The sequence below is a fragment of the Streptomyces sp. NRRL S-350 genome (assembly GCF_000719705.1).
Taxonomy (GTDB): domain Bacteria; phylum Actinomycetota; class Actinomycetes; order Streptomycetales; family Streptomycetaceae; genus Kitasatospora.
Map to the genome: position 1 here is coordinate 148092 of NZ_JOHO01000009.1, position 25581 is coordinate 173672.

Consider the following 25581-nt stretch of genomic DNA (forward strand, 5'->3'; position numbering starts at 1 on the left):
CACGGGTGTTTCGTGGGTGTTTCCGGCGGATTTCGCCGTCACGCTTTCTTCAAGGCGTCACGCACGGTGCGGATCCCGCTCGTTCCATGATCGACGTCGCCGGATGTTGCATTACCCGTCAGTAAGGCACCCCTTGTGCTTCGCCCGGGATTCAAGCACGATCGGCGACGCCCGGTCCCAGACTCCACACCCGCCGACCACCGGTCGGCACGCGGAGCGCGGGATCCCCACCGGGCGAGCCGCCGGCCCCGGCCGGCGGTAGGGAGGGCAGGGGGGTATCCGCGGTCCCACGGCGGTTCCTGTCCTTCGACCGGCCGCGCGGCCCTGCGCGGTCGCTGGTTGTCGCTCGGGGGTGATCGCCGATGTCGTCGGTCCTGCCCGCCGCCCCGCAAGGACGGCCGGTGCTTGGCCGGGAGGGCCGCTGTACGCAGGCCGCTCCCGCGTCCGACGACGCCCAAGGCGCTCTCCGCTACCGAGGACGTAGCTCTCTCCCATCCCAGGCCCCCACCGGCGCTGGACGCGCCGCCGGGGAGCCGGAGATGTACGTCCTAGAAGGAGGACTCGCATGTCCAAGACCTACGGCAAGACCCGCTGGAAGCGCTTCGCCCTGGTGATGGTCCCGAGCGTCGCGGCCACCGCGATGGTCGGCGTCTCGATCGCCAACAGCGCGCTCGCCGCCTCGTTCAGCATTTCCGGCCAGCAGTTCAAGGTGAGCACCCCGCACCTCGAGGGCAAGAACTTCGCCCAGTTCGGCACCGTCGACATCGAGGCCAACGGCGCGCCGCACCCGGTCGCCGTCTCGGCCTTCGACTCGGCCGACATCACCAACCTGTGCCAGTCCGTGGTGACCGACCTGTCCAGGTTCGGCCTCGGCAAGATCACCCTCCAGCTCAACGCGGGCGGCAACGGCACGCCGGTGCACGCCGACAACCTGCTCATCGACCTGGAAGAACTGAAGGCCGACGCGACCTTCAAGAACATCAGCATCGGCCAGGACGCCTCGACCCTCACCGGCTCGGCGACCCAGGGCTGGGCGCCCCACCAGAAGGTCCAGGACGCGGGCGGGGGCAAGGGCCTGCCGACCGGCGCCACGGGCTTCGCCCAGGCCGCACCGGAGGCCACCCTGGACGGCGTCCAGCAGACCGCGCGCGCCACCTCGGCCGGCAAGTTCGTGCTCAGCGGCCTGCACCTCTCGCTCAAGCACGGCGACGGCCCGGGCAACGAGTGCTTCTGAGCCCCGCCTGACGGCGTGCCGGTCGGCGCGCCCGACCGACGGGACTCCCAGGGCCGGGGGCGGCGGGCTTTTCGCCGTTCCCGGCCCCAGTCAATGTTCTTCCCCTCGTAGAGACATCGAGGAGCTGCACCATGTCCAGCGCAACGGTCGAAACCCGGGCCGGCCACCAGAATCCGATCGGGTGGCTCTGGCGGCACTTCCGCGCGTTCCGCCGCACCAGGCCCTTCTGGGGCGGCCTGCTGGCCATGATCGCCGGCGTCCCGATCCTGTACTTCCCGTACGCCCACCTGGCGCTCGGGGCCGTGACCATCGCGATGTCCACCACGGCGGGGGCGGGCTCGCTGATCATCGGCGTCCTGATGATCCTGCTCGGCCTGACCGGCTGGTTCCAGCCGCCCGTCCGGGTCTTCGCGGGCATCGCGACCATCCTGCTGACGCTGGTCTCGATCCCGGTGTCCAACCTGGCCGGATTCGGCCTGGCCCTGCTGCCGGGCCTGATCGGCGGCGGCCTGCTGGTCTCCTGGGCGCCGCTGCCCGAGCCGAAGGCCGAGCCGGCGGCCAAGGGCGGGCGCCGTCGCCGGGGCAAGAGCGCGGTGGCCAGGAGTGCTGCCGCCGAGCCCGGGACCGCGACCGCCGGCGAGCCGGAAACCGCGACCGCCGCCGAACCGGCCGGGCCCGCTGTCGCGGAAGCCGCCGAGGCGCCCACCGCCCAGCTGCCCGCCCAGGGCGCGCCGCAGGAGCCGGGCGCCGGGCCCGCCGCCGCTGAGCCCGCCGCCGGGACCACCGTCCCGAAGCAGGGCGGCGCGGTCGACCAGGAGGGCGCGCGGTGACCGGGCCGGCCGAGCAAGCCGACGGCACGGCCGTCCCCGCGCAGCGCTCCGGCCGGCACGCGGCCCCGCGCACCCCCGTACGGGTCCGGCTGAGAGGCCGGGCGCTGGCCATGGCCGCGGTGCCGACCGCACTGCTGATGGCCGCCGCCTACACGCCCAACCCGGCGCTCGCCGAGTCCGCGGCGGGCAAGCCCTGCGGCAACGCGCCGGTCGCGGTGCCGGACGTCGCGCCGATCGAGACGCCCGTCCCCAAGAGCGACCTGCCCGAGCCGCCGCCGGGCCCGTCCAGCACGCCGACCACCGTGCCGGGCACGGCACCGGGGACGGTGCCCACGGCGGCGCCCACGACCGCGCCGTCCGGCGGCCCCTCCGCCGGGCCGAGCACGGTACCGGCCCAGCCGCCGACCGGCGCCCCCGCCCAGCAGCCCACCTCCCCGGTCAAGCCGCCGTCCGCGGCGACGCCGGCCACCCAGCCGCCCGCCGCCCGCTCGGCCGCCACCGGCGGCGCGGTCGCGTCCAGCGCGGTCTACCGGGGCGCCGGGACGGGTACCGGCACGGCCACCCAGGCCGGGCTGATCGACGACATCGTCGGCGGCATCAACCACCTGCTGAACCCGAACGGTTCGCCGAGCCCCAGCCCGAGCCCGAGCGCCGACCCGAGCACCACGCCGGGCACGACCCCGGCACCGGCCACCGCCCCGGCACCGGCCACCACCCCGGCCGCTCCGGCCCCGCGCGCGGGCACCCCGGCCCAGCCCGCCCCGGCGCAGGCCCCGGCCGCCAAGGACGCCGCTCCGCCCGCGGCCCGGCCCTCCGGCGGCACCGCCTCGCCGGCCGCGACGCCGAGCGGGAAGGCGAGCCCGAAGGCGACGCCCACCGCAGGTGCCTCCGGTACCGCCTCGCCCACCCCGGGCGCCTCCGGCTCGCCGTCCGCCACGCCGACCCAGAACCCCAACTGCGACGTGGACACCCGGAGTCTGACCGCCGGCGCCGCCGCCCAGGGGCAGGTCGTCCCGGAGCAGAACTGGACCCTGCAGACCAGCCGTCTCGCCCTGCACGGCGCGGTCTTCCACGGCGTCTACGACGTGAAGACGCCGACCGGCAGCAAGCGCGTCCTGAAGTTCGTGGTCGACAGCGTGGACATCGACAACCTCGACATGTCGACTCTGGAGGGCAACGGGGTGACCTTCCACGTCCAGGGCGCCAAGGGGTCCACCTCGACCATGCGCGAGGGCCCGGTCACCATGTACGTGGAGCGGCTGTCCGGCCACCTGTCCAAGCTGCTCGGCCTGCCGATCCCGATCGACCTGGGCGAGATCACGCTCACCCCCGACACCCTGCCGCGCTGGCTGTACGACCTGATCGGTGCCATCCCGATCCCGCTGGACCTGGAACTGACCGGCGTCACCGCCAAGCAGGCCGGCCAGTTCGGCGGCACCCTGCACATCCCGGGCATGCACCTGTTCAACGACAACGCGCCGTACAGCGACAAGTAGCACCCGCGCCCCGCGGCACCCGCGCACCGCAGTGCCGGCACCTCGCGCCCGGCACGTCGCCCGCGCCGTGAACGCCCGTGGGGCGGCCCTCCGAAGAGGACCGCCCCACGGGCGTTCGGGCGTGCCGGGTGCTCACTCGCTCCGGGTGCCCAGGTGGTGCACCTGCACCATGTTGGTGGTGCCGGGGATGCCGACCGGCACACCGGCGGTGACGATGACGGTGTCGCCCTCGGCGAGCCGGCCGAGCTTCAGCAGCTCCCGGTCGACCTGCGCGACCATCGCGTCGGTGGTGGCCACCTGCTCGGTCACGTACGCCTCGACGCCCCAGCTCAGCGAGAGCTGGTTGCGGGTGGCGGTGTCCGGGGTGAAGGCGATCACCGGGATCGGCGAGCGGTAGCGCGACAGCCGGCGGGCGGTGTCACCGGACTTGGTGAACGCGACCAGTGCCTTGCCGTCGAGGAAGTCGCCCAGCTCGCACGCCGCACGGGCGACCGAACCGCCCTGGGTGCGCGGCTTGCGGCCCGGGTTGAGGGGCTGGAGGCCCTGGGAGACGAGCTCCTCCTCGGCCTTCTCGCAGATCCGGCTCATGGTGCGCACGGTCTCGATCGGGTACTTCCCGACGCTCGACTCGGCGGAGAGCATGACCGCGTCGGCGCCGTCCAGGATGGCGTTGGCGACGTCGGAGACCTCGGCGCGGGTGGGGCGCGAGGCGTGGATCATCGACTCCATCATCTGGGTGGCGACGATGACCGGCTTGGCGTTGCGGCGGGCCAGGGTGACCAGCTGCTTCTGGACCAGCGGCACCCGCTCCAGCGGGTACTCCACCGCGAGGTCGCCGCGGGCGACCATGATGGCGTCGAAGGCGAGGACGATCTCCTCCATGGCCTCGACGGCCTGCGGCTTCTCGATCTTGGCGATGACCGGCACCCGGATGCCGACCTCGTCCATGACCTCGTGGACGTCCTTGATGTCGTCCGCGTTGCGGACGAAGGACAGGGCGATCATGTCGACGCCCAGGCGCAGGGCGAAGCGCAGGTCGTCCTTGTCCTTCTCGGACAGGGCGGGCACGTTCACAGCCGCGCCGGGCAGGTTGATGCCCTTGTTGTTCGAGAGCACGCCGCCCTCGACCACCACGGTCCTCACCCGCGGGCCGTCGACGCTGACGACCTCCAGGGCGATGACGCCGTCGTTGATCAGGATCGGGTCGCCGGGCTTCACGTCGCCGGGCAGGCCCTTGTAGGTGGTGCCGCAGATGTGCTGGTCACCGGGGACGTCCTCGGTGGTGATGGTGAACTCGTCGCCGTTGTCGACGGTCACCGGTCCGTTGGCGAAGGTGGCCAGACGGATCTTCGGACCCTGGAGGTCGGCCAGGACGCCGATGGCCTTGCCGGTGTCCTCCGAGACCTGGCGGACCTTGCGGTACCGCTCCTCGTGGTCCGCGTGGTTGCCGTGGCTCATGTTCAGTCGGGCGACGTTCATGCCCGCTTCGACGATGGCCTTCAGCTGTTCGTAGGAGTCCGTCGCCGGACCCAGGGTGCAGACAATTTTCGCTCGGCGCATATCGATCAGTCTATCCGTTCGTGTTATGCGTGCATTCGGGATGGACCGGGAGGAATCGCCGACGAATGGTTCCGAGGAGTGAGACGATTCGGTGTCAGCCCTCGGACCGGGGTTCCTCCGGCGACTCCGACGGCAGCGGCAGCGACGGGTCCGCGGGCCCTGCGGTCTCCGCGGGCTCCTGGTGCACCAGCGCGAAGGCCTGCCGGGCGATCTCCAGCTCCTCGTCGGTCGGCACCACCGCGACTGCCACCCGGGCGTAGGCCGGCGAGATGATCCGGGCCTCGCCGGAGCGCACCGAGTTCAGCTCCGGGTCGACGGCGATGCCCAGCTCCGTCAGCCCCGCGGTGGCCGCCGCGCGCACCGGCGCCGCGTTCTCCCCGACGCCCGCGGTGAACGCGATCGCGTCCACCCGGCCGAGCACCGCGTAGTAGCCGCCGATGTACTTGCGCAGCCGGTGGACGTACGAGTCGAAGGCGAGCCGGGCGTCCGCGTCCCCCTCGTCGGCCCGGCGCATGATCTCGCGCATGTCGTTGTCGCCGCACAGGCCGCGCAGGCCGCTGCGGCGGTTGAGCAGGTCGTCGATCTCGTCGACGGACAGCCCGCCGACCCGGTGCAGGTGGAAGACCACGCCGGCGTCGATGTCGCCCGAGCGGGTGCCCATGACCAGGCCCTCCAGCGGGGTCAGGCCCATCGAGGTGTCCACGCAGCGGCCGCCGCTGACCGCCGAGGCGGAGGCGCCGTTGCCCAGGTGCAGCACGATGACGTTGACCTCGGCCGGGTCCTTGCCGAGCAGCCGGGCGGTGGCCCGCGAGACGTACTGGTGCGAGGTGCCGTGGAAGCCGTACCGGCGCACCCGGTGTTCGTCGGCGACGGCCTTGTCGATCGCGTACCGGGCCGAGTACTCGGGCATCGAGGCGTGGAAGGCGGTGTCGAAGACGGCCACCTGGGGGAGGTCCGGGCGCAGCGCCCGGACCACCTCGATGCCGGTGATGTTGGCCGGGTTGTGCAGCGGCGCGACCGGGATCAGCCGGCGGATCTCCTTGAGCACGTCGTCGGTGACGACGGTCGGCTCGGTGAACCGCTTGCCGCCGTGCACCACCCGGTGGCCGATCGCGGCCAGCTCGGGGGAGTCCAGCCCGAGGCCGTCGGCGGCCAGCTCCTCGGCGACGGCCTTGAGCGCGGCGGTGTGGTCCGGGAAGGCCTGCAGCGTCTCGCGCCGCCCGCCCGTCTGCGGGGTGTGCACCAGGCGGCCGCCGGCCTCGCCGATCCGCTCGACCAGCCCGGAGGCCGGCCGGGTGCCGTCCAGCATGTCGATCAGCTGGTACTTCACCGACGAGGAGCCGGCGTTCAGCACCAGGACGCGGGTTCTTTCGCTCATGCCTGCGGCTCCTTGCGGTCCTGGGACTCGGACTCGGACTGGGACTGGATGGCGGTGATCGCGACGGTGTTGACGATGTCCTGCACCAGCGCCCCGCGCGAGAGGTCGTTGACGGGCTTGCGCAGCCCCTGTAGCACCGGGCCGACGGCGACCGCGCCGGCCGAGCGCTGGACGGCCTTGTAGGTGTTGTTGCCGGTGTTGAGGTCCGGGAAGATCAGCACGGTGGCCCGCCCGGCCACCGGTGAGCCCGGCAGTTTGGTGGCGGCGACGTGGGCGTCGACCGCCGCGTCGTACTGGATCGGGCCCTCGACCAGGATGTCGGGCCGCAGTCGGCGGACGATCTCGGTGGCCTTGCGCACCTTGTCGACGTCCGCGCCGGAGCCGGAGGTGCCGGTCGAGTACGAGAGCATCGCGACCCGCGGCTCCACGCCGAACTGGGCGGCGGTGGCGGCGGACTGGATCGCGATGTCGGCCAGCTGCTGGGCGTCCGGGTCGGGGTTGACCGCGCAGTCGCCGTACACCAGCACCTTGTCGGCCAGGCACATGAAGAAGACGGAGGAGACGATCGAGGCGCCCGGCGAGGTCTTGATCACCTCGAAGGCCGGCCGGATGGTCGCCGCGGTGGAGTGCACGGCGCCGGACACCATGCCGTCCGCGATGCCCTCCTGGACCATCAGGGTGCCGAAGTAGGAGACGTCGGTGACCACGTCCAGCGCCAGCTCGACGGTCATCCCCTTGTGGGCCCGCAGCCGCGCGTAGAGCTCGGCGAACTGGCGCCGCAGCGGGCTCGTGGTCGGGTCGACGATCCGGACCTGGGCGCGGTCGGCGCCCGGCTCCTCCTGCGGGAGCTCGATGCCGAGGCTCGCGGCCTTGCGCCGCACCGCGTCCGCCTCGCCGAGCAGGGTGAGGTCGCAGATGTTGCGGCGCAGCAGGATCTCGGCCGCGCGGAGCACCCGCTCCTCGGTGCCCTCGGGCAGCACGACGCGGCGGCGGCCGGACCGGGCGCGTTCCAGCAGCTCGTGCTCGAACATCATCGGGGTGACCCGCTCGGACCGGCCGACCTCGATCCGGTTGGTCAACTCGGCGGTGTCGACGTGCAGTTCGAACAGGCCGAGGGCGATCTCCGCCTTCCGCGGGCTGGCCGCGGTGAGCTTGCCCTCCAGGTGGGTCAGGGCGGCGGCGGTCGGCCAGCTGCCCTCCGGGACGACCGCGACCGGGGTGCCGGGGGCGAGCCGCGCCGCCAGGGCCATCACGTTCGGCCCGGGGTGCTGGCCGAGGGTCAGCAGCACTCCGGCGATCGGCGGGGCGCCGGCAGCGTGCGCGGCCAGCGAGCCGACCACCAGGTCGGCGCGGTCCCCGGGGGTGACGACGAGCGCGCCCTCGGTCAGCGCGTCGAGGAAGGTCGGCAGCATGGCGCCGCCGAAGACGTAGCCGCGCACGTCCCGGGCCAGGCCCGCGGCGTCGCCGAGCAGCACCTCGGCGCCGGTCGCCTCGACGAGCTGCGCCACGGTCGGCGCGGCCAGGGCCGGCTCCTCGGGGATGACGTAGACGGGGATCGGCAGCTTCTCGGTGAGCGTGCGCTGGATCCGCTGCTTGGCGCCCGGGGCGACCCGGTTGGCGATCATCGCCAGGGTCTCGCAGCCCAGGTCGGTGTACGCCCGGTGGGCGTTGCGCACCTCGGCGATCACGGCTTCCGGGTCGTCGCTGTGGCCGCCGACGACCGGCAGCACCGCGGCGCCGAACTCGTTGGCGAGGCGGGCGTTGAAGGCCAGTTCGTCCGGGATGTTGGTGTCGGCGAAGTCGGTGCCGAGCACGAGGACGGCCTGGCAGCGCCGCTCCAGCGCGCGGAAGCGGTCGACGAGGACGGAGACCAGCTCGTCCTGCCCCAGCGCGGCCTGCAGCGCGGCGGCCTCCTCGTACGTGAGGCCGTACAGCTCGGTGTTCGGCAGGTCGATCCGGTACCGGCCGCGCAGCAGCTCGACCACGTGGTCCGAGCCCGGCTGCCCGGGGGCGGCGGCGTGCACCAGCGGGCGGAAGACCCCGACCCGGTCCACCTGGCGGGTGAGCAATTCCATGACCCCGAGTTCGACCGCCTGCCGCCCGTCCCCCCGGTCGATGCCGGTCACGTACACGCTGCGCGCCACGCGGATGTCTCCGTCCCGTCGTCTCGGAAGGTCGTCATGTCGACCATACCTTCGCACTCCGAACGACTGTCCGCGAGCACAGGACCGCCGGGCAGGAAAGGGCCGGAGGCCCCCGGGGGCCGGGCGCGGCCGGGTGCCGCGCCCGCGGTGGCGGGCGGGGCACCCGGCGGCTCGACGGGCGGGCGCGGCCCTCAGCGGGCGGGGCGGAGCCAGATGGTGGCGAGTGGGGGGAGGACCAGTTCGGCGGAGCGGGGTTGGCCGTCCCATTCGACGGCTTCGGCCTTGACCGGGTGGGAGTTGCCGGTGCCGCTGCCGCCGTACTCCTCGGCGTCGGTGTTCAGCACCTCCTCCCACAGCTGGTCGCGGCCGGCCAGGCGGGGCAGGCCGACCCGGCGGCCGTGCCGGACGACCGGGGAGAAGTTGCAGACGGCGACGAGCGGGGAGCCGTCGGCCGCGTAGCGGACGAAGGAGAGCAGGTTGTCGTCGGCGGCGCCACCGTCGAGCCAGCGGAAGCCGTCCGGGGAGGTGTCCTGTTCCCACAGGGCCGGGGTGTCGAGGTAGTGCCGGTTGAGGTCGCGGACCAGGTTGCGCACCCCGAGGTGGTCCCGGTGGGCCGGCCACTGCGGGTCGAGCACCCACCACTGCGGGCCCTGCTCGTGGTCCCATTCCGCGCCCTGGGCGAACTCCTGCCCCATGTAGAGCAGTTGCTTGCCGGGGTGGGACCACATGAAGCCCAGGTAGGCGCGGTGGTTGGCGCGTTGCTGCCACCAGTCGCCGGGCATCTTGGCGACCAGGGCCTGCTTGCCGTGGACGACCTCGTCGTGCGAGATCGGCAGGACGTAGTTCTCGGAGTAGGCGTACACCATCGAGAAGGTGATCTCGTTGTGGTGGTACTTGCGGTGCACCGGCTCCTTGGACATGTAGACCAGCGAGTCGTGCATCCAGCCCATGTTCCACTTCAGCCCGAAGCCGAGGCCGCCGGCGTCGGTGGGCCGGGTGACGCCCTCCCAGGCGGTGGACTCCTCGGCGATGGTGACGACGCCCGGGCAGCGCCGGTAGACGGTGGCGTTCATCTCCTGGAGGAAGGAGGCCGCGTCCAGGTTCTCCCGGCCGCCGAACCGGTTGGGGGTCCAGGCGCCGCCTTCGCGGGAGTAGTCGAGGTAGAGCATCGAGGCGACGGCGTCCACCCGCAGGCCGTCGATGTGGAACTCCTCGCACCAGTAGACCGCGTTGGCGACGAGGAAGTTGCGCACCTCCTTGCGGCCGTAGTCGAACTCCAGGGTGCCCCAGTCCGGGTGCTCGGCGCGCAGCGGGTCGGCCGGCTCGTACAGCGGCTCGCCGTCGAAGCGGGCGAGCGCGAAGTCGTCCTTGGGGAAGTGTGCGGGCACCCAGTCGACGATCACGCCGATGCCGTGCCGGTGCAGGGTGTCCACCAGGTACCGGAAGTCGTCGGGGCCGCCGAGCCGGGCGGTGGGGGCGTAGTAGCCGGACACCTGGTAGCCCCAGGAGCCGCCGAAGGGGTGTTCCATCACCGGCATGAACTCCACGTGGGTGAAGTTCAACTCCTTGAGGTAGCCAGGCAGTTCCTCGGCGATGGCGCGGTAGGTGGTGAGGTCGGGGCGCCAGGACGGCAGGTGCAGCTCGTACACCGACATCGGTGCCCGGTGGTGGGTGGCGCGGGCCCGGCGGGCCATCCACTCGTCGTCCTGCCAGGTGTGGGAGGAGGAGGTGACGACCGAGGCGGTGCCGGGCGGGCACTGGGCGGCCCGGGCCAGTGGGTCGGCCTTGTCGAGCACCCAGCCCTGCCGGGTGTGCACCTCGTACTTGTACGTGGCGCCTTCGGCGAGGCCGGGGACGAACAGTTCCCAGATCCCGGAGGAGCCGAGCGAGCGCATCGGGTGCCCGGTGCCGTCCCAGTGGTTGAAGTCGCCGATCAGCCGGACTCCGACGGCGTTCGGCGCCCAGACCGCGAACGCGGTGCCGGCCACGCCGTCGACGGTGCGCACGTGGGAGCCGAGCGCCCGCCACAGCTGCTCGTGGCGGCCTTCGGAGATCAGGTGCAGGTCGAGTTCGCCGAGGGTGGGCGGGGTGCGGTAGCCGTCGTGCTGGCGCAGGGGCTCGCTGCCGGGGTAGCTCACGAGCAGGGAGTAGTCCGGCAGTTCACCGCCGGCCACCAGCCCGGTGAACAGTCCGCCCTGCTGGTGGGTGAGTTCGGCGGGGCCCTGGGGGGTTTCGACGACGACCCGCTCGGCGAACGGGCGCAGCACCCGGATCGCCGTGCCGCCGTTCACGGGGTGCGCGCCGAGCAGCGCGTGCGGGTCGTGGTGCTGTCCGCTCACCAGCCGCTCCACCTCGGACGGCGGCAGCGGCGCCTCGGGCAGGCGCAGGGCCCCGGACGGTGTCCCGGACGGTGTCCCGGACGGAGCCCCGGGCGGGGTGGCGGGCGGCGTGGTGGCCGGCCCGCTGGCCGCCGGGGCCTGGGCCCGGGGCGGGGAGCCGTCCGGTTCCTTCCGGTCCTTCCGGTTCTTCCGGGCCTCGGCCGGGTTCGTGCCCGGCCCCGACAGGAAGGTGGCCGGAACTGGGCGGTTGGGGCGGCCGGTCGGGTCGAGCGGCGTCACGGCGTGGTCCTCCTGCGGCGGGGGTGGGCGAACTCCGGCGGGCGGTACGTGGAGCGGTGCGTGAGCGGGGCGGGACGTGGAGCGGGCGGTAAGTGAGCGGGCGGTGCGTCGAGCGGGCGGTGCGTCGGGTGTGCCGTCGGGGGAGCGGCGGATCAGACGGACAGGGAGAGCCGGTTGATCGCGGCCAGCGGGATCGGCAGCCAGCCGGGCCGGTGCCGGGCCTCGTACACGACCTCGTACACCGCCTTGTCGATCTCCAGCGCCCGCATCAGTTCCGGCGAGGCCGCCGGGTCGGCGCCGCCCCCGGCGGTGTAGCCGGCGCAGAAGGCGGTGCGGTTGCGTTGGGCCCAGGCGGCGGCGAGGTGGGCCAGCTCCGGGTCGACGGGGCCGCCGGCCAGCAGGTGGGCGGCCGCGTAGTCGAAGGAGCGGAGCATCGCGGCGACGTCGCGCAGGGCGGGCTGCGGTTCGCGGCGTTCGTTGACGGATTTGGCGGGCTCGCCTTCGAAGTCCAGCAGTACCCAGCCGTGCGGGGTCCGCATCGCCTGTCCGAGATGGAGGTCGCCGTGGATGCGCTGGACCGGCAGGCCGTCGGGGTGGGCGTCGGCGAGTTGTTGGAAGGCGGTGCGCAGAGCGGCCCGGAAGCGGAGCAGGCCGGGGACTGCGGCGACGGCGCTGTCCAGCCGGTCGGCCATCGCGGTGGCGAGCCGTCCGGTCTGGGTGCGGTCGAGCCGGGCGACGGGCATGGAGCGGGCGAGGACGCGGTGGACTTCGGCGGTGGCCCGGCCGAGTCGGTGGGCTTCGATGGCGAAGTTGCCGGGGGAGCGGTCGCCCTTGAGCCGGCCGACCTGGTCGAGGGCGAGTTCCCAGCCGTCCTCGGCGTCCGGCAGGTAGCGCTGGAGCAGGCCGAGGGTGGCCGGTTCCGCGCGTTCCATCCGGCTCTCGAACCAGGCGGCGACCCGGGGGATGCGGGTGGAGCCGGCCCGGGAGAGGGCGAGCGAGAGTTCGAGGTCGGGGTTGGTGCCGGGGTGGATGCGGCGGAAGAGTTTGAGGATGTACGAGGTGCCGTAGATGACGGAGCTGTTGGACTGTTCGGCGGTGGAGGCGCGACCGGGGAGGTTGGCGGGCAGTCCGGAGCCGGGGGTGCGGCGGAAGGACAGGGATCCGAAGCGGTCGCCGGTGGCGAGGTGTTCGAGGAGGCGGCCGGTGAGTTCGGGGTCGTGCACGGCGTCGTAGAGGGTCGCGCCGTCGTACGGGCCCTGGCTGAGCCGGCCGAGGACGGCGCCGGGCCCGATGTCCCCGAGGTCCTTGGAGCGGATTCCGAGGAGCAGTTGGTAGATGTCCCCGTGGGGGGCGCCGGCCGTGGTGGCGTGTTCGACCCGCAGCAGCAGGTGCAGCAGGGCGGGGTCGCCGACCTGCAGCGGGGTGCCGACCACCGGGGTCAGGCCGGTGATGGGCCGTCCCTTCCCGGCGTACCAGCGCTGGGTGGGCAGCCACGAGGCGATCAGTGGCAGCGCCGCCTGGACGAGTTCGCTGACCCCCAGGGCGGTTCTCCGGGCCCCGGTGCCCCGCGCGCCCGTCGGCGCGGCGGGGCCGGCCTGGGCGTCGTCCTGCACATGGGCTTGAGAACGGGAGATTTCGGACATGACTCCCTTTCCCCGGAAGCACGCGGACTGCCCGACGGGTCGTGGCCGGGTCCGTCAGTCTTCCGGATTTCGGCGGCGCGGCGGTCGCGGCACGCGAGCGTGGCTCGGGTGTCACGCCTTCGTGTGGGTGGCCGTTGGGCTGTTCTCCGTACGCGGCGGTGCAGAGAGCTCCGGGGGCGCCGGGCTGGACTGGCGCCCCCGGAGGGTTTTGCGGTGCGGTCGGCGCGGGTGCGGGCGGCGCTGGTTCTGCCGGGTGCGGCGGATCGTTACTTCGGCCGCCTGGTCCCGCTCAGGCGCGGGGGCTGCCGGAGCTGGAACCAGTAGAAGCCGTGCCCGGCCAGGGTGAGCAGGTAGGGCCACTCACCGATCGACGGGAAGCGCACCCCGCCGATCAGTTCGACCGGGTACCGGCCGCCGTACTGGCGGAGGTCCAGCTCGGTCGGCTGCGCGAACCGCGAGAAGTTGTTCACGCACATGACCAGGTCCCCCTCGTACTCGCGTACGAAGGCCAGCACGGCGGGATTGCTGGACGGCAGTTCGGCGTAGGTGCCGAGGCCGAACGCCGGGTTGAGCTTGCGGATCTCGATCATGCGACGCGTCCAGTGCAGCAGCGAACTCGAACTGCTCTGCTGCGCCTCGACGTTGGTCACCTGGTAGCCGTACACCGGGTCCATGATGGGCGGCAGACTGAGCCTGCCCGGGTCGGCGGAGGAGAAACCCGCGTTGCGGTCCGGGGTCCACTGCATCGGCGTGCGCACGCCGTCGCGGTCGCCGAGCCAGATGTTGTCGCCCATGCCGATCTCGTCCCCGTAGTAGAGGACGGGCGAGCCGGGCAGGGAGAACAGCAGGGCGGTGAACAGCTCGATCTGGTTGCGGTCGTTCTCCAGCAGCGGGGCGAGCCGGCGGCGGATGCCCACGTTGGCGCGCATCCGGGGGTCCTTGGCGTACTCCGCGTACATGTAGTCGCGCTCCTCGTCGGTGACCATCTCCAGGGTCAGCTCGTCGTGGTTGCGCAGGAAGATGCCCCACTGGCAGCCGTTGGGGATCTGCGGGGTCTTGGCGAGGATCTCCGACACCGGGTAGCGGGACTCGCGGCGCACCGCCATGAAGATCCGCGGCATCACCGGGAAGTGGAACGCCATGTGGCACTCGTCGCCGCCGGAGGTGAAGTCGCCGAAGTAGTCGACGACGTCCTCCGGCCACTGGTTGGCCTCGGCGAGCAGCACGGTGTCGGGGTAGTCGGCGTCGATCTCCTTGCGGACCCGCTTGAGGAACTCGTGGGTCTCCTGGAGGTTCTCGCAGTTGGTGCCCTCCCGGGCGAACAGGTACGGCACCGCGTCGAGCCGGAAGCCGTCGATGCCGAGGTCGAGCCAGAACCGCAGCCCGGCGATCATCTCGTCCTGGACCCGGGGGTTGTCGTAGTTGAGGTCCGGCTGGTGGGAGAAGAAGCGGTGCCAGTAGTACTGCTTGCGGACCGGGTCGTACGTCCAGTTGGAGGTCTCGGTGTCGACGAAGATGATCCGGGCGTCCGGGTACTGCTTGTCGTCGTCGGCCCACATGTAGAAGTCGCCGTACGGCCCGTCCGGGTCCGTCCGGGAGGCCTGGAACCACGGGTGCTGGTCGCTGGTGTGGTTCATGACGAAGTCGATGATCACGCGCATGCCGCGGGCGTGCGCGGCGTCGACGAACTCCATGAAGTCGGCGAGGTCGCCGAACTCGGGCAGCACCGAGGTGTAGTCGGACACGTCGTACCCGCCGTCGCGCAGCGGCGAGGCGAAGAACGGGGGGAGCCAGAGGCAGTCGATCCCGAGCCACTGGAGGTAGTCGAGCTTGGCCGTGAGCCCCTTGAGGTCCCCGACCCCGTCGCCGTTGCTGTCCTGGAAGGACCGCACCAGCACCTCGTAGAACACCGCACGCTTGAACCACTCCGGGTCCAGGTTCTTCTTCGAGGTCTCCGGGAAGGTGTCGGGAACGGGCTCGTTCACTGTCACGCTGGGTTCCTCCGAACCGTGAGGAGGTGAGCCGGCTCGGCTGAGGGATCGAGCCGGACGTAGTTGTGCCGGCCCCAGGTGTAGACGGCGCCGGTGAGCTCGTCGTGCACCGCGTACGGGCCGTCGCCGTCGAGCGTGACGGTGGCCTCCTGGACGTGGTGCGGGTCGAGGTTGACCACGGTGATGACCTGGTCGGTGAGGCCCTCGGGGGTGGTCGCGGTCTTCGAGTAGGCGAGCACCTGGTCGTTGTCGGTGGAGTGGAAGCGCAGGTCGCGCAGCTGCTGGAGGGCGGGGTGGCGCCGGCGCAGCCGGTTCAGCACGGTCAGCAGCGGCGCGAGGGTGTCGGTGCGGCTCCAGTCGCGCGGGCGTAGCTCGTACTTCTCCGAGTGCAGGTACTCCTCGGAGCCCGGGTGGGCCGGCTCGTTCTCGTACAGTTCGTAGCCGGCGTAGACGCCGTAGCTGGGGGAGAGGGTGGCGGCGAGCACGGCGCGGACGGCGAAGGCGGCGCGGCCGCCGTGCTGGAGGTAGCCGTGCAGGATGTCCGGGGTGTTGGCGAAGAAGTTGGGGCGCATGTAGGCGGCCGCGTCACCGGTGAGTTCGGTGAGGTACTCGGTGAGTTCGGGCTTGCTGGTGCGCCAGGTGAAGTACGTGTACGACTGGTGGAAACCGATCTTCGCGAGGGTGTGCATCATCGCGGGGCGGGTGAACGCCTCCGCCAGGAACACGACGTCCGGGTCGGTCCGGGCGATGTCGGCGAGCACCTTCTCCCAGAACACGACCGGCTTGGTGTGCGGGTTGTCGACCCGGAAGATCCGCACGCCGTGGGACATCCAGAACCGAAGGATTCGAACGGTTTCCTTGACGATTCCGTCCATGTCCTGATCGAAGTTGATCGGATAGATGTCCTGGTACTTCTTCGGCGGGTTCTCGGCGTACGCGATGGTGCCGTCCGCGCGGTGGCTGAACCATTCCGGGTGCTTGTTCACCCAGGGGTGGTCCGGGGAGCACTGGAGGGCGAAGTCCAGCGCCACCTCCAGGTGCAGCGCCGTGGCCTCGCCGACGAAGTGGTCGAAGTCCTCGATGGTGCCGAGGTCGGGGTGGACGGCGTCGTGGCCGCCCTCGGGGGAGCCGATCGCCCACGGCGAGCCGACGTCGTGCGGACCGGCCGTCAGGGTGTTGTCCGGGCCCTTGCGGAAGGCTCGGCCGATCGGGTGGACCGGCGGCAGGTAGACCACGTCGAAGCCCATCGCGGCGACGGCCGGCAGCCGTTCGGCGGCGGTGCGCAGGGTGCCCGAGCGAGGCGGTTCGACGCCGTTCGGGTCCACCACGGCACCCTCCGAACGGGGGAAGAACTCGTACCAGGAACCGAACAGCGCGCGCTCGCGGTCCACCTGCAGCGGCAGCGGGCGGGAGGCGCTGAGCAGTTCGCGCAGCGGGTACCGGGCCAGCAGCTCCAGCACCTCGGGGGCGAGCGCGGCGGCCAGTCGGGACAGCGGCGTCAGGCCCGGGTCGCGCAGCGCGTCGGCGGCGGCCAGCACGTGCGCGCGGCCCTCCTTCTTCGGCACCCCGGCCGCGGCCTGCTCCAGCAGCCGGGCGCCCTCCTCCAGGACCAGCGCGGTGTCGATCCCGGCGGGCAGCTTCACCGAGGCGGTCTTGCGCCAGGTGGCGACCGGGTCGCTCCACGCCTCCACCAGGTACGACCAGCGGCCGGGCGCCGTCGGGGTGACGTACGCGCCCCAGCGGTCGGTGCCCTCGGCGAGTTCGCGCATCGGCGTCCACGGGCCGCTGCGGCCGCGCGGGTCGCGCAGCACCACGTTGGCGTTGACGGCGTCGTGGCCCTCGCGGAAGACGGTCGCGGTGACCAGGAAGGTCTCGCCGACGACGGCCTTGGCCGGGCGGCGGCCGGCGTCGACGAGCGGGCTGACGTCAAGGACGGGGATGCGGCCGATCACGGTGTCGCTCTCTGTCTTGCGGGCGGAGGACTTGGCGGCGGACTTGGCAGCTGGTTTGGCGGCGGGTTTGGCAGCCGGTTCGGCGGCGCTCTTGGCGGCGGGCTTCCGGCGCGGCGCGGTGCCGGCCCCGGCGCCGGCCTCGGGGGTGGCGGCCGACGCGGTGGCGGTGGTGCGGCGCGTGGTGGTGCGCCTGCGGGGTGCCGCGGTCCGGTTCTCCGCGGCCGGGTCCTCCTCGGCCCCGGGTTGTCGGGCCGCTGACGAGGGCTGGGCTTCGGAGGGCTGGGCTTCGGAGGATCCGCCGTGCACCGCCCCGGACGCCCTGGGCGCCGGCATCGCCGGATCTGTCCGAGTGTCAGAATCCATCCGTCCGGCCGATTCCGCGACCGCTGTGTCGATGGTTTCGGCCACCGGTGTGGACTGGTCCCGCGTGTCGCCGTGCATGCCAAACTCCTGCCCGAGATCGGCGGCAGCCCCCGCGGGCCGGGGTCGGGCCAGGGGAGTGCCGGGAGGACTGCTGGGTGGGGAGGACGTGCGACCGGAGCCTGCCCGCGCCGCCGTCCCCGGCAACCTGCCCGGCGCCCGCCGAGCCGGTGGCGGGACGCCCCGGAGCCCGCGCGCGTCCCGGCGCACGCCTCCGGGGGCACGCCCCTGGGCGGCCCGGACCACCCGTGAACGAGCAGGCCGGGCACAAGGACACGCGGCGGCGCGCGGTGAGCGCCGAATGGGCTAAGAAGAACGGGAACGGTCAACGCGAAAAAGGATTCGGACGTGCTGCTTCAAGGAGGGCGCCACCCGTCGCCGCACTCGCCGCAGCATCAACGACCTTCGGCCATCCTCGCACCGGCGACAAGGTTTTTGCAGCGGTACGACAGTAGTTTCGGGCCTTCTCATGAGTGGATGCGCCATCGGAAATGGCCCCGTACCGCAGAGTTCACGCATTGGTAGCGCGGCCCTCCGAAATGTGCGCCTCGCGCGCCCCCTGCGCAGTCCGATGCGCCGAATGCGATCTCATCAATAGCCCGAACGGATGGCCAATAGCCCACTTGACGCACTGTCCGGGCGACCGCCGCGGCTACGCTTCACGCCGTGAAGGCAATCCGCAGATTCACCGTCCGCACCGTCCTGCCCGAACAACTCCAGCCGCTGCACGAGCTGGCCCTCAACCTGCGCTGGTCCTGGCACCCCGAGACCAGGGACCTGTTCCGGTCCGTGGACCCGGAGGTCTGGGCCGCGACCGGGGAGGACCCGGTGCGGCTGCTCGGGGAGGTCCCGGCCGGCCGGCTCGCCGCACTCTCCACCGACCGCCGGTTCCTGCGCAGACTCGGCGACCTCGCCGACGACCTGCGCGACTACCTGACCGGCCCGCGCTGGTACCAGGCCCGCCGGCAGGAGACCGAGGCCGCCCCGCTGCCCGCCGCGATCGCCTACTTCTCGCCCGAGTACGGCATCGCCGCCGCCCTGCCCCAGTACTCCGGCGGGCTCGGCATCCTGGCCGGCGACCACCTCAAGGCCGCCAGCGACCTCGGCGTCCCGGTCATCGGCGTCGGCCTGTTCTACCGGCACGGCTACTTCCGGCAGTCCCTGAGCCGGGACGGCTGGCAACAGGAGCGCTACCCGCTGCTCGACCCGGACGAGCTCGCGGTCAGCCCGCTGCGGGAGGCCGACGGCACCCCCAGCCGGGTCGACCTCGCCCTGCCCGGCGGCCGGACCCTGGCCGCGCGGATCTGGAAGGCCCAGGTCGGCAGGGTGCCGCTGCTGCTGCTCGACTCCGACATCGAGGCCAACTCCCCGGCCGAACGCGACATCACCGACCGGCTGTACGGCGGCGGCAGCGAGCACCGGCTGCTGCAGGAGATGCTGCTCGGCATCGGCGGGGTCCGGGCGGTGCGCGCCTACTGCCGGCTCACCGGGCACCCCGCCCCCGAGGTCTTCCACACCAACGAGGGCCACGCCGGCTTCCTCGGCGTCGAACGGATCCGCGAGCTGGTCGCCGAGGACGCCGTCGGCCTCGACTTCGCCGCCGCCCTGGAGTCCGTCCGGGCCGGCACCCTGTTCACCACCCACACGCCCGTCCCCGCCGGCATCGACCGCTTCGACCGCGAACTGGTCGCCCGGCACTTCGGCGGGGACGCCGCGCTGCCCGGCGTCCCCGTCGACCAGGTGCTCGCGCTCGGCGCCGAGACCTGGCGCGGCGGGGATCCGAAACTGTTCAACATGGCCGCCATGGGCCTGCGGCTGGCCCAGCGCGCCAACGGGGTCTCCACCCTGCACGGCGAGGTCAGCCGCTCGATGTTCCACGGCCTCTGGCCCGGCTTCGACCCCTCCGAGGTGCCGATCACCTCGGTCACCAACGGCGTGCACGCCGCCACCTGGATCGACCCGGCAGTGGTCCGGCTCGGTGCCGCCGAGATCGGCGCCGAGCGGGCCGAGGAGGCGATGACCACCGGTGAGGTCACCCGCTGGACCGGCCTGGAGGCGATCGGCAACGCCGAGATCTGGGACCTGCGCCGCAGCCTGCGCGCCCAGTTGGTGGACGAGGCCCGCCGCCGGCTGCGCGCCTCCTGGCGCCAGCGCGGGGCCGGCGAGGCCGAACTCGGCTGGGTCTCCTCGGTGCTCGACCCCGACGTGCTCACCATCGGCTTCGCCCGCCGGGTGCCCTCCTACAAGCGGCTCACCCTGATGCTGCGCGACCAGGAGCGGCTGCGCGCCCTGCTGCTGCACCCCACCCGGCCGGTGCAGATCGTGGTGGCCGGCAAGGCCCACCCGGCCGACGACGGCGGCAAGCGGCTGATCCAGCAGATGGTCGCCTTCGCCGACGACCCGGCCGTCCGGCACCGGATCGTCTTCCTGCCGGACTACGACATGGCGATGGCCCAGCACCTCTACCCGGGCTGCGACGTCTGGCTGAACAACCCGCTGCGCCCACTGGAGGCGTGCGGCACCTCCGGGATGAAGGCCGCGCTCAACGGCTGCCTCAACCTGTCCGTCCTGGACGGCTGGTGGGACGAGTGGTACGACGGCCGCAACGGCTGGGCGATCCCCACCGCCGACGAGAGCGGCGGGGTGCTCGACCCGGACAGCGGCGAGGCCGAGCGGCGGGACGACATCGAGGCGGCCGCGCTCTACGACCTGATCGAGGACCAGGTCGCCGCCCGCTTCTACGACCGGGACGCGGACGGGCTGCCGCACCACTGGATCGCCATGGTCCGGCACACCCTGGTCACCCTCGGGCCGAAGGTGCTGGCGGGCCGGATGGTCCGGGAGTACGTCGAACGGCTGTACGCGCCGGCCGGGCTGGCCCAGCGGGAGCTGGCGGTGGACCGCAACCGCGGCGCGCGGGAGCTGGCGGTCTGGAAGGCGAAGGTCCGGGAGGCCTGGCCGGCCGTCCGGGTCGAGCACGTCGAGGCGGACTGCCCGGCCGAGGCCCAGGAGCTGGGCAGTTCGCTGGCGCTGCGGGTGCAGGTGGCGCTCGGCACGCTGCAGCCCGGCGACGTCGAGGTGCAGGTGGTCTCCGGCCGGGTGGACGAGTCGGACGGCATCTCGGACGCCTGCGTGCTCGCCCTCAAACCCGTCGGCGGGCCCGACCTGGACGGCCGCACCCGCTACGAGGGCTCGCTGGAGCTGTGCCGGACCGGCCCGTTCGGCTACACCGTCCGCGTGCTGCCCGCCCACCCGAGGCTGGCCTCCCCGGCCGAGCTGGGGCTGGTCGCGCTGCCGGCCGAGTCGACCGGGATGGACGCGGGGCTGCTGCGCTGACGCCGCGGCGGTCCGGGCGCCCGAGCGTTCGGGCGTCCGGGCGTCCGGGCGTCCGGGCGGTCCCGCGGCGGGCGACCGCGCGGGGAGCACCGGAACGCGGGACGGCTGCCGTCCGGAGTGCCACGGACGGCAGCCATCCGGTTGCCCGGCGTGTCGGGCGGGGGGAGCGTGATGGTCATGATGCGAACCATGCGCGCGGCCGGCCTCGCCGCGCTCTCCGTCGTGCTCCTGGCGTGGCCGGCCCAGGCCGCCACCACCCCGCTCGCGGCGCCACCGGCGACCGCGCAGCTGTCCGTCGAGCTCTGCCCGCCGCCGGACCCGGTGGTGCCGGGCGAGACCGGGATCCTGGAGGTGCGGGTCACCAACCGGGGCCCGGCGGCCACCAGCGAGGCGACCCTGGTGGTCGTGCACTTCCCGTCGCCCGGCGTGGTGCAGTCGGCCGAGCCGCCGGTTGCCCTCACCTACTTCGGTACGGGCAGTTCGTACGGCATCCCGGCCGGCCTGGCGCCGGGGGCGACCGCGGTCGAGCGGCTGGCGCTGTACGTCGCGCCGATCACCCCGCCGTTCGTCACGATCAGCGGTGACGTCCAGGCCTTCTACCCGGGTGACCCGGACCGGTCCGGCCACACCGCGCCGTACGGCCTCACCACCGCCGACACCCGCGCCCACTTCATGGTCGGGGCCTCCTCCGCCTGGTCGGGCGGTCACCCGGTGCCGCAGCCGGGAGACTTCACCGGCAAGCCCGGCGCGACCGTCGACCTGCCGCTGTGGGTGTACGACGCGGGCCCGTCGTACTCGACGCACCCGGTCGACGTGGCGATCACCACCCCGGAGCACACCGCACTGACCGGCGCGGCGCCCCACGGCTGCACGGCGACCGGGGCGCGGACGCTGACCTGCCACTTCCCGGTGGGGCCGCGCTACCACGACGCGATGTTCATCGACCCGGCCGTGGTGATCGACCCGGCGACCGCCGCCGGACAGGTGCTGCCCGGCGGCACGCTGGACGTGGTGGCCGCGCAGGAGGACTGCCCCTCGCCCGACTGGCACACCGTCTACGCGGTCACCGTGGACTGACGGCGCGGGAAGCGTGGCGGCCCGCCCGGGTGCGTAACGGCGCACCCGGACGGGCACATTCACGGGCCGGGGCGGGGCCCCGGATCGGCTCTAGACCAGGCTGTCCCGCCAGGCCCGGTGGAGGGCGGCGAAGCGGCCGGATCCGTCGATCAGCTCCCGCGGGGAGCCGTCCTCCACGATCCGGCCCTGGTCCATCACCAGGACGCGGTCGGCGATCTCCACGGTGGAGAGCCGGTGCGCGATGATCATCGCAGTCCGGCCGGCCAGCACGGTGCGCATCGCCCGCTGGACGGCCTGCTCGCCGGGGACGTCCAGGGAGCTGGTGGCCTCGTCCAGGATCAGCACCGCCGGGTCGGCCAGCAGGGCGCGGGCGAAGGCCACCAGTTGGCGCTGACCGGCCGAGATCCGGCCGCCGCGCTTGCGCACGTCGGTGTCGAAGCCGTCCGGCAGGGCGGCGATGAACCCGTACGCACCGATGTCGCGGGCGGCCTGTTCGACCTCCTCGCGGGTGGCGCCGGGGCGGCCGATCGCGATGTTCTCGGCGACGGTGCCGGAGAACAGGAAGGACTCCTGGGTGACCATCACCACCCCGCGCCGAAGCTCGGGGCCGGGCAGCTCGCGCAGGTCCACGCCGTCCAGCCGGATCCGGCCCTCGGTCGGGTCGTAGAAGCGGGCCAGCAGCTTGGCGACCGTCGACTTGCCGGCGCCGGTCGCGCCGACCACCGCCACCGTCTGGCCGGCCGGGATCGAAAGGTCGAAGGGCGCCAGCACCTCCTTGCCGGTGCGGTACGCGAAGCGGGTCCGCTCGAAGGACACCTCGCGGCCCTTCCCGGCCGCCTGCGGCAGCTCCTTCGGCGCGGCCGGCTCGGCGACGGTCGGCTCGTGGGCGAGCAGGCCGGCGATCTTCTCCAGGGCGGCGGCGGCCGACTGGTAGCTGTTCAGGAACATCGCCAGCTGGTCGATCGGGTCGTAGAGCCGGCGCAGGTAGAGCGCGAACGCGGTGAGCGCGCCCAGCGCCAGCGCGTCCTCGACGACCAGGTAGGCGCCGAACAGCACCACGCCGGTGACCCACAGGTTGGCGGTGGCGCGGGAGAGCCCGACGTAGCGGGCGATCTCCAGCAGGCCGTCCGCGGTCGCGGTGGCGGACTGCCGGTTGACCACGGCGAAGGCGGCGTCGTTGGCCTTCTCGCGGCGGAAGGCCTGCACCGGGCGGATGCCGTTCATCGTCTCGGTGAAGCGGACGATCAGCGACGCGGCCGAGGTGCGGGAGCGGCGGTAGACCCGGCGCGAGCGGCGGCGGAAGGAGCGGGCGATCAGGCCCAGCGGCACGGCGGACACCAGCGAGACCAGGCCGAGGCGCCAGTCCAGCACCAGCAGCAGCACCGAGATGTAGCAGACCGACAGGAAGACGGTCAGCAGCTCCTGCAGGCCTTCGGAGAGCAGCTCGCGCAGCGCGTCGATGTCGCTGGTGGCCCGGGAGATGATCCGGCCCGAGGTGTACCGCTCGTGGAAGTCCAGGCTCAGCCGCTGGGCGTGCCGGAAGATCCGGCCGCGCAGCTCCAGCAGGATGTCCTGGTTGACCCGGGCGCTGATCTTGATGAACAGCCACTGCAGGGCCGGGCTGAGCAGCGCGCAGAACAGGTAGGCGGCGACCACCGCGATCAGCGGGCCGGAGTCGTGCCGGCGCAGCGCCGGGATCGCGCGGTCCATCGCCACCGCGACCAGCAGCGGGCCGGACTGCAGGGCGGCCTGCTGGACCAGGATGACCACCATCGCGACGGCGATCCGAGCCCGGTGCGGGCCGAGCAGCGAGCGCAGCAGCGCCCGGGGCGCGCCGGGCGGGACGGGGATGTCCTCCTCGTCGGCCGGCGGCGGGGGCAGCAGGTCCTCGGCGTCGGCGCCGGCCCCGGCCTTCGTCGGGTCGGCAGCCGTCGGTCCGGCAGCCGTCGGTCCGGCGGCCGTCGCTTCGGTGGTCGTGGTCACGGGGCTGCACTTCCTTCGGACACGAGGGCGGCCTCGCCGGACATCAGTTCGCGGTAGTGGGCGCAGTCGCGCAGCAGCTCCTGGTGGGTGCCGACGGCCTCGATCCGGCCGTCCGCCAGGACGGCGACCCGGTCGGCGAGCAGCACGGTGCTGGGGCGGTGCGCGACCACCAGGGCGGTGGTGGTGCCGAGCACGTCGCGCAGGGCGCGCTCGACCAGCGCCTCGGTGTGGACGTCCAGGGCGGAGAGCGGGTCGTCCAGCACCAGGAAGGCCGGGTCGCCGACCACCGCGCGGGCCAGCGCCAGGCGCTGGCGCTGACCGCCGGACAGGCTCAGCCCCTGCTCGCCGACCTCGGTGTCCACGCCCTCGGGGAGCTTGTCCACGAAGCCGGCCTGGGCGGTCCCGAGGGCGGAGCGCAGCTGCTCCGCGCTCGCGCCGGGGGCGCCCATCAGGACGTTCTCCCGGACGGTGGCGGAGAACAGCGTGGGCTCCTCGAAGGCGACCGCGACGATCTCGCGCAGCCGCTCCCGGGGCAGGTCGCGGATGTCCCGGCCGTCCAGCGTGATGGTGCCGGCGGTGACCTCGTAGAGCCGGGGGAGCAGGGCGGTGAGCGTGGTCTTGCCGCTGCCGGTGGCGCCGACCAGGGCCATCGTCTCGCCGCTGCGGATGTGCAGGTCGATGCCGCTCAGCAGGTCGGGGCTGCCTTCGGGGGCGTCGGGGTAGCGGAAGCGGACGCCGGTGAACCGGATGCCGTCCCGGGCGGCGGGGGCCGGGCCGGAAGGGGCGGGGGCCGGGCCGGCGGGGTCGGTGCGCCGGTCCGGCGTGTCGGGCTCGTCCAGCACCTCGAAGAAGCGGTCGGTGGCGGTGGCGGCCTCGTTGGCGTACGCGAGCAGCCAGCCGAGCGATTCGACCGGCCAGCGCAGTGCGAGCGCGGTGGACAGGAAGGCGACCAGGCTGCCGGCGCTCAGCTCGTCGTGGGCGACCAGGTACGCGCCGACGGCGAGGGCGCAGCCGAGGACGACCTCCGGCAGGCCGACGATGACGGCCCAGAGGTTGGCGAGCAGGTGCGCCTTGTGCAGCTCGGTGCGGCGCAGCTCCTGGGAGCGGGCGCGGAAGCGCTCGGCCATCGAGCGGTGGCGGCCGAAGGCCTTGAGGATCCGGATGCCGAGGACGGACTCCTCGACCACGGTCGCGAGGTCGCCGTTCTGGTCCTGGGCGCGGCGGGAGGCGCCGGAGTAGCCGGCCTCGAAGCGCCGGGTGAGCAGGAACAGCGGGCCGACGGGGATCAGGGCGATCAGCGCGAGCCGCCAGTCCTGGGTGAACATCAGCGCCGCGCCGGCCAGGAACATCACCGAGTTGACGATCAGGAAGACCAGCGGGAAGGCCAGGAACAGCCGCATGGTGTACATGTCGGCGGTGGCCCGGGAGAGCAACTGGCCGGAGCCCCAGCGGTCGTGGAAGGAGACCGGCAGCCGTTGGAGCTTGGCGAAGAGGTCGCCGCGCATCGCCGTCTCCAGCCCGGCCAGCGGGCGGGCCAGCACCACCCGGCGGGTGTAGAACAGCCCGGCCTCGAAGAGGCCGACGAGCAGCAGCAGGCCGACCAGCGGCCAGAGGGCGCCCAGGTCGTGCTCGGCGAGCGGGCCGTCCACGATCCGGCCGAGGATCACCGGGACGGCGAGGGTGCTCAGCATGCCGAGCGTGGCCGCCGTCACCGACACGGCCAGCCGGCCGCGGACGGCGCGGGCGTACGGCCACAGGCGCAGCAGGGAGCGGACCGTGGTGCGGCGCGGCCCGGTCGGGGGTCCGTCGGTGGGCGGGTTGTCGGTGTCTTGTCGGTTCTCGGCCATCGCGGTGAGGGTAGGCAGAGAACCCGTCACTTCTCATCCGGTTTTTCGCCCCTGTCGGCGGCACCCGGCGAG

At 73.0% G+C, this 25581-nt stretch carries 14 protein-coding genes; 5 read left to right on the forward strand and 9 right to left on the reverse strand.

The features are described 5' to 3' along the window. Nucleotides 1-565: 565 nt before the first annotated feature. The 3 genes from IF30_RS0111680 (at nucleotide 566) to IF30_RS0111690 (ending at nucleotide 3560) form a co-directional block, all read left to right on the forward strand. On the forward strand, nucleotides 566-1234 hold the full coding sequence (locus tag IF30_RS0111680) for a DUF6230 family protein (RefSeq protein WP_030235892.1): 669 nt from the start codon (nucleotides 566-568) through the stop codon (nucleotides 1232-1234). Nucleotides 1235-1365: 131 nt separating this feature from the next. Further along, nucleotides 1366-2064 (forward strand): DUF6114 domain-containing protein, encoded by a 699-nt coding sequence (locus IF30_RS0111685; protein WP_030235894.1) that lies wholly within the window; start codon nucleotides 1366-1368, stop codon nucleotides 2062-2064. After that, nucleotides 2061-3560 carry a hypothetical protein gene (locus tag IF30_RS0111690; protein ID WP_030235897.1) on the forward strand — a complete coding sequence of 500 codons (1500 nt, stop codon included), beginning with the start codon at nucleotides 2061-2063 and terminating at the stop codon, nucleotides 3558-3560. Before IF30_RS0111685 ends, IF30_RS0111690 begins: the two co-directional genes overlap by 4 nt. A 132-nt stretch (nucleotides 3561-3692) precedes the next feature. Here IF30_RS0111690 and pyk read toward each other — a convergent pair whose 3' ends face one another. From pyk to IF30_RS0111725, 7 genes are all read right to left on the reverse strand, one after another. After that, nucleotides 3693-5120 (reverse strand): pyruvate kinase, encoded by a 1428-nt coding sequence (gene pyk / locus IF30_RS0111695; RefSeq protein ID WP_030235900.1) that lies wholly within the window; start codon nucleotides 5118-5120, stop codon nucleotides 3693-3695. 94 nt (nucleotides 5121-5214) lie between these two features. Then, nucleotides 5215-6498, reverse strand: coding sequence for an acetate kinase (locus IF30_RS0111700; protein WP_078891320.1), 1284 nt, complete (start codon nucleotides 6496-6498; stop codon nucleotides 5215-5217). After that, complete coding sequence (gene pta / locus IF30_RS0111705) at nucleotides 6495-8642, reverse strand: phosphate acetyltransferase (protein WP_030235907.1); 2148 nt, start codon at nucleotides 8640-8642, stop codon at nucleotides 6495-6497. Before pta ends, IF30_RS0111700 begins: the two co-directional genes overlap by 4 nt. Nucleotides 8643-8833: 191 nt before the next feature. After that, nucleotides 8834-11260 carry a 1,4-alpha-glucan branching enzyme gene (glgB, locus tag IF30_RS0111710; protein WP_107054378.1) on the reverse strand — a complete coding sequence of 809 codons (2427 nt, stop codon included), beginning with the start codon at nucleotides 11258-11260 and terminating at the stop codon, nucleotides 8834-8836. Between the two features lie 152 nt (nucleotides 11261-11412). After that, the gene (locus IF30_RS0111715) at nucleotides 11413-12903 is read right to left on the reverse strand and encodes a maltokinase N-terminal cap-like domain-containing protein (protein WP_030235912.1); all 1491 of its coding nucleotides are present in this window, start codon (nucleotides 12901-12903) and stop codon (nucleotides 11413-11415) included. 266 nt (nucleotides 12904-13169) lie between these two features. Beyond that, nucleotides 13170-14894 (reverse strand): maltose alpha-D-glucosyltransferase, encoded by a 1725-nt coding sequence (gene treS, locus IF30_RS0111720; protein ID WP_030235916.1) that lies wholly within the window; start codon nucleotides 14892-14894, stop codon nucleotides 13170-13172. Beyond that, nucleotides 14891-16846 (reverse strand): alpha-1,4-glucan--maltose-1-phosphate maltosyltransferase, encoded by a 1956-nt coding sequence (locus IF30_RS0111725; protein ID WP_030235919.1) that lies wholly within the window; start codon nucleotides 16844-16846, stop codon nucleotides 14891-14893. The genes treS and IF30_RS0111725 overlap by 4 nt, the downstream gene beginning before the upstream one ends. A gap of 1086 nt (nucleotides 16847-17932) precedes the next feature. On the opposite strand from IF30_RS0111725, the gene glgP reads away from it, so the two are divergent. Together glgP and IF30_RS0111735 are read left to right on the forward strand one after the other, a co-directional pair. Then, nucleotides 17933-20602, forward strand: a complete 2670-nt coding sequence (gene glgP / locus IF30_RS0111730; RefSeq protein WP_030235922.1) for an alpha-glucan family phosphorylase — start codon at nucleotides 17933-17935, stop codon at nucleotides 20600-20602. A 189-nt stretch (nucleotides 20603-20791) separates the two neighbouring features. Then, nucleotides 20792-21679, forward strand: a complete 888-nt coding sequence (locus tag IF30_RS0111735) for a hypothetical protein (protein ID WP_158834942.1) — start codon at nucleotides 20792-20794, stop codon at nucleotides 21677-21679. Between the two features lie 90 nt (nucleotides 21680-21769). On the opposite strand, the gene IF30_RS46540 is transcribed toward IF30_RS0111735, so the two are convergent. Then, on the reverse strand, nucleotides 21770-23662 hold the full coding sequence (locus IF30_RS46540; RefSeq protein ID WP_030235926.1) for an ABC transporter transmembrane domain-containing protein: 1893 nt from the start codon (nucleotides 23660-23662) through the stop codon (nucleotides 21770-21772). Next, complete coding sequence (locus IF30_RS46545; protein ID WP_037899690.1) at nucleotides 23659-25509, reverse strand: ABC transporter ATP-binding protein; 1851 nt, start codon at nucleotides 25507-25509, stop codon at nucleotides 23659-23661. Before IF30_RS46545 ends, IF30_RS46540 begins: the two co-directional genes overlap by 4 nt. Nucleotides 25510-25581 lie beyond the last annotated feature (72 nt).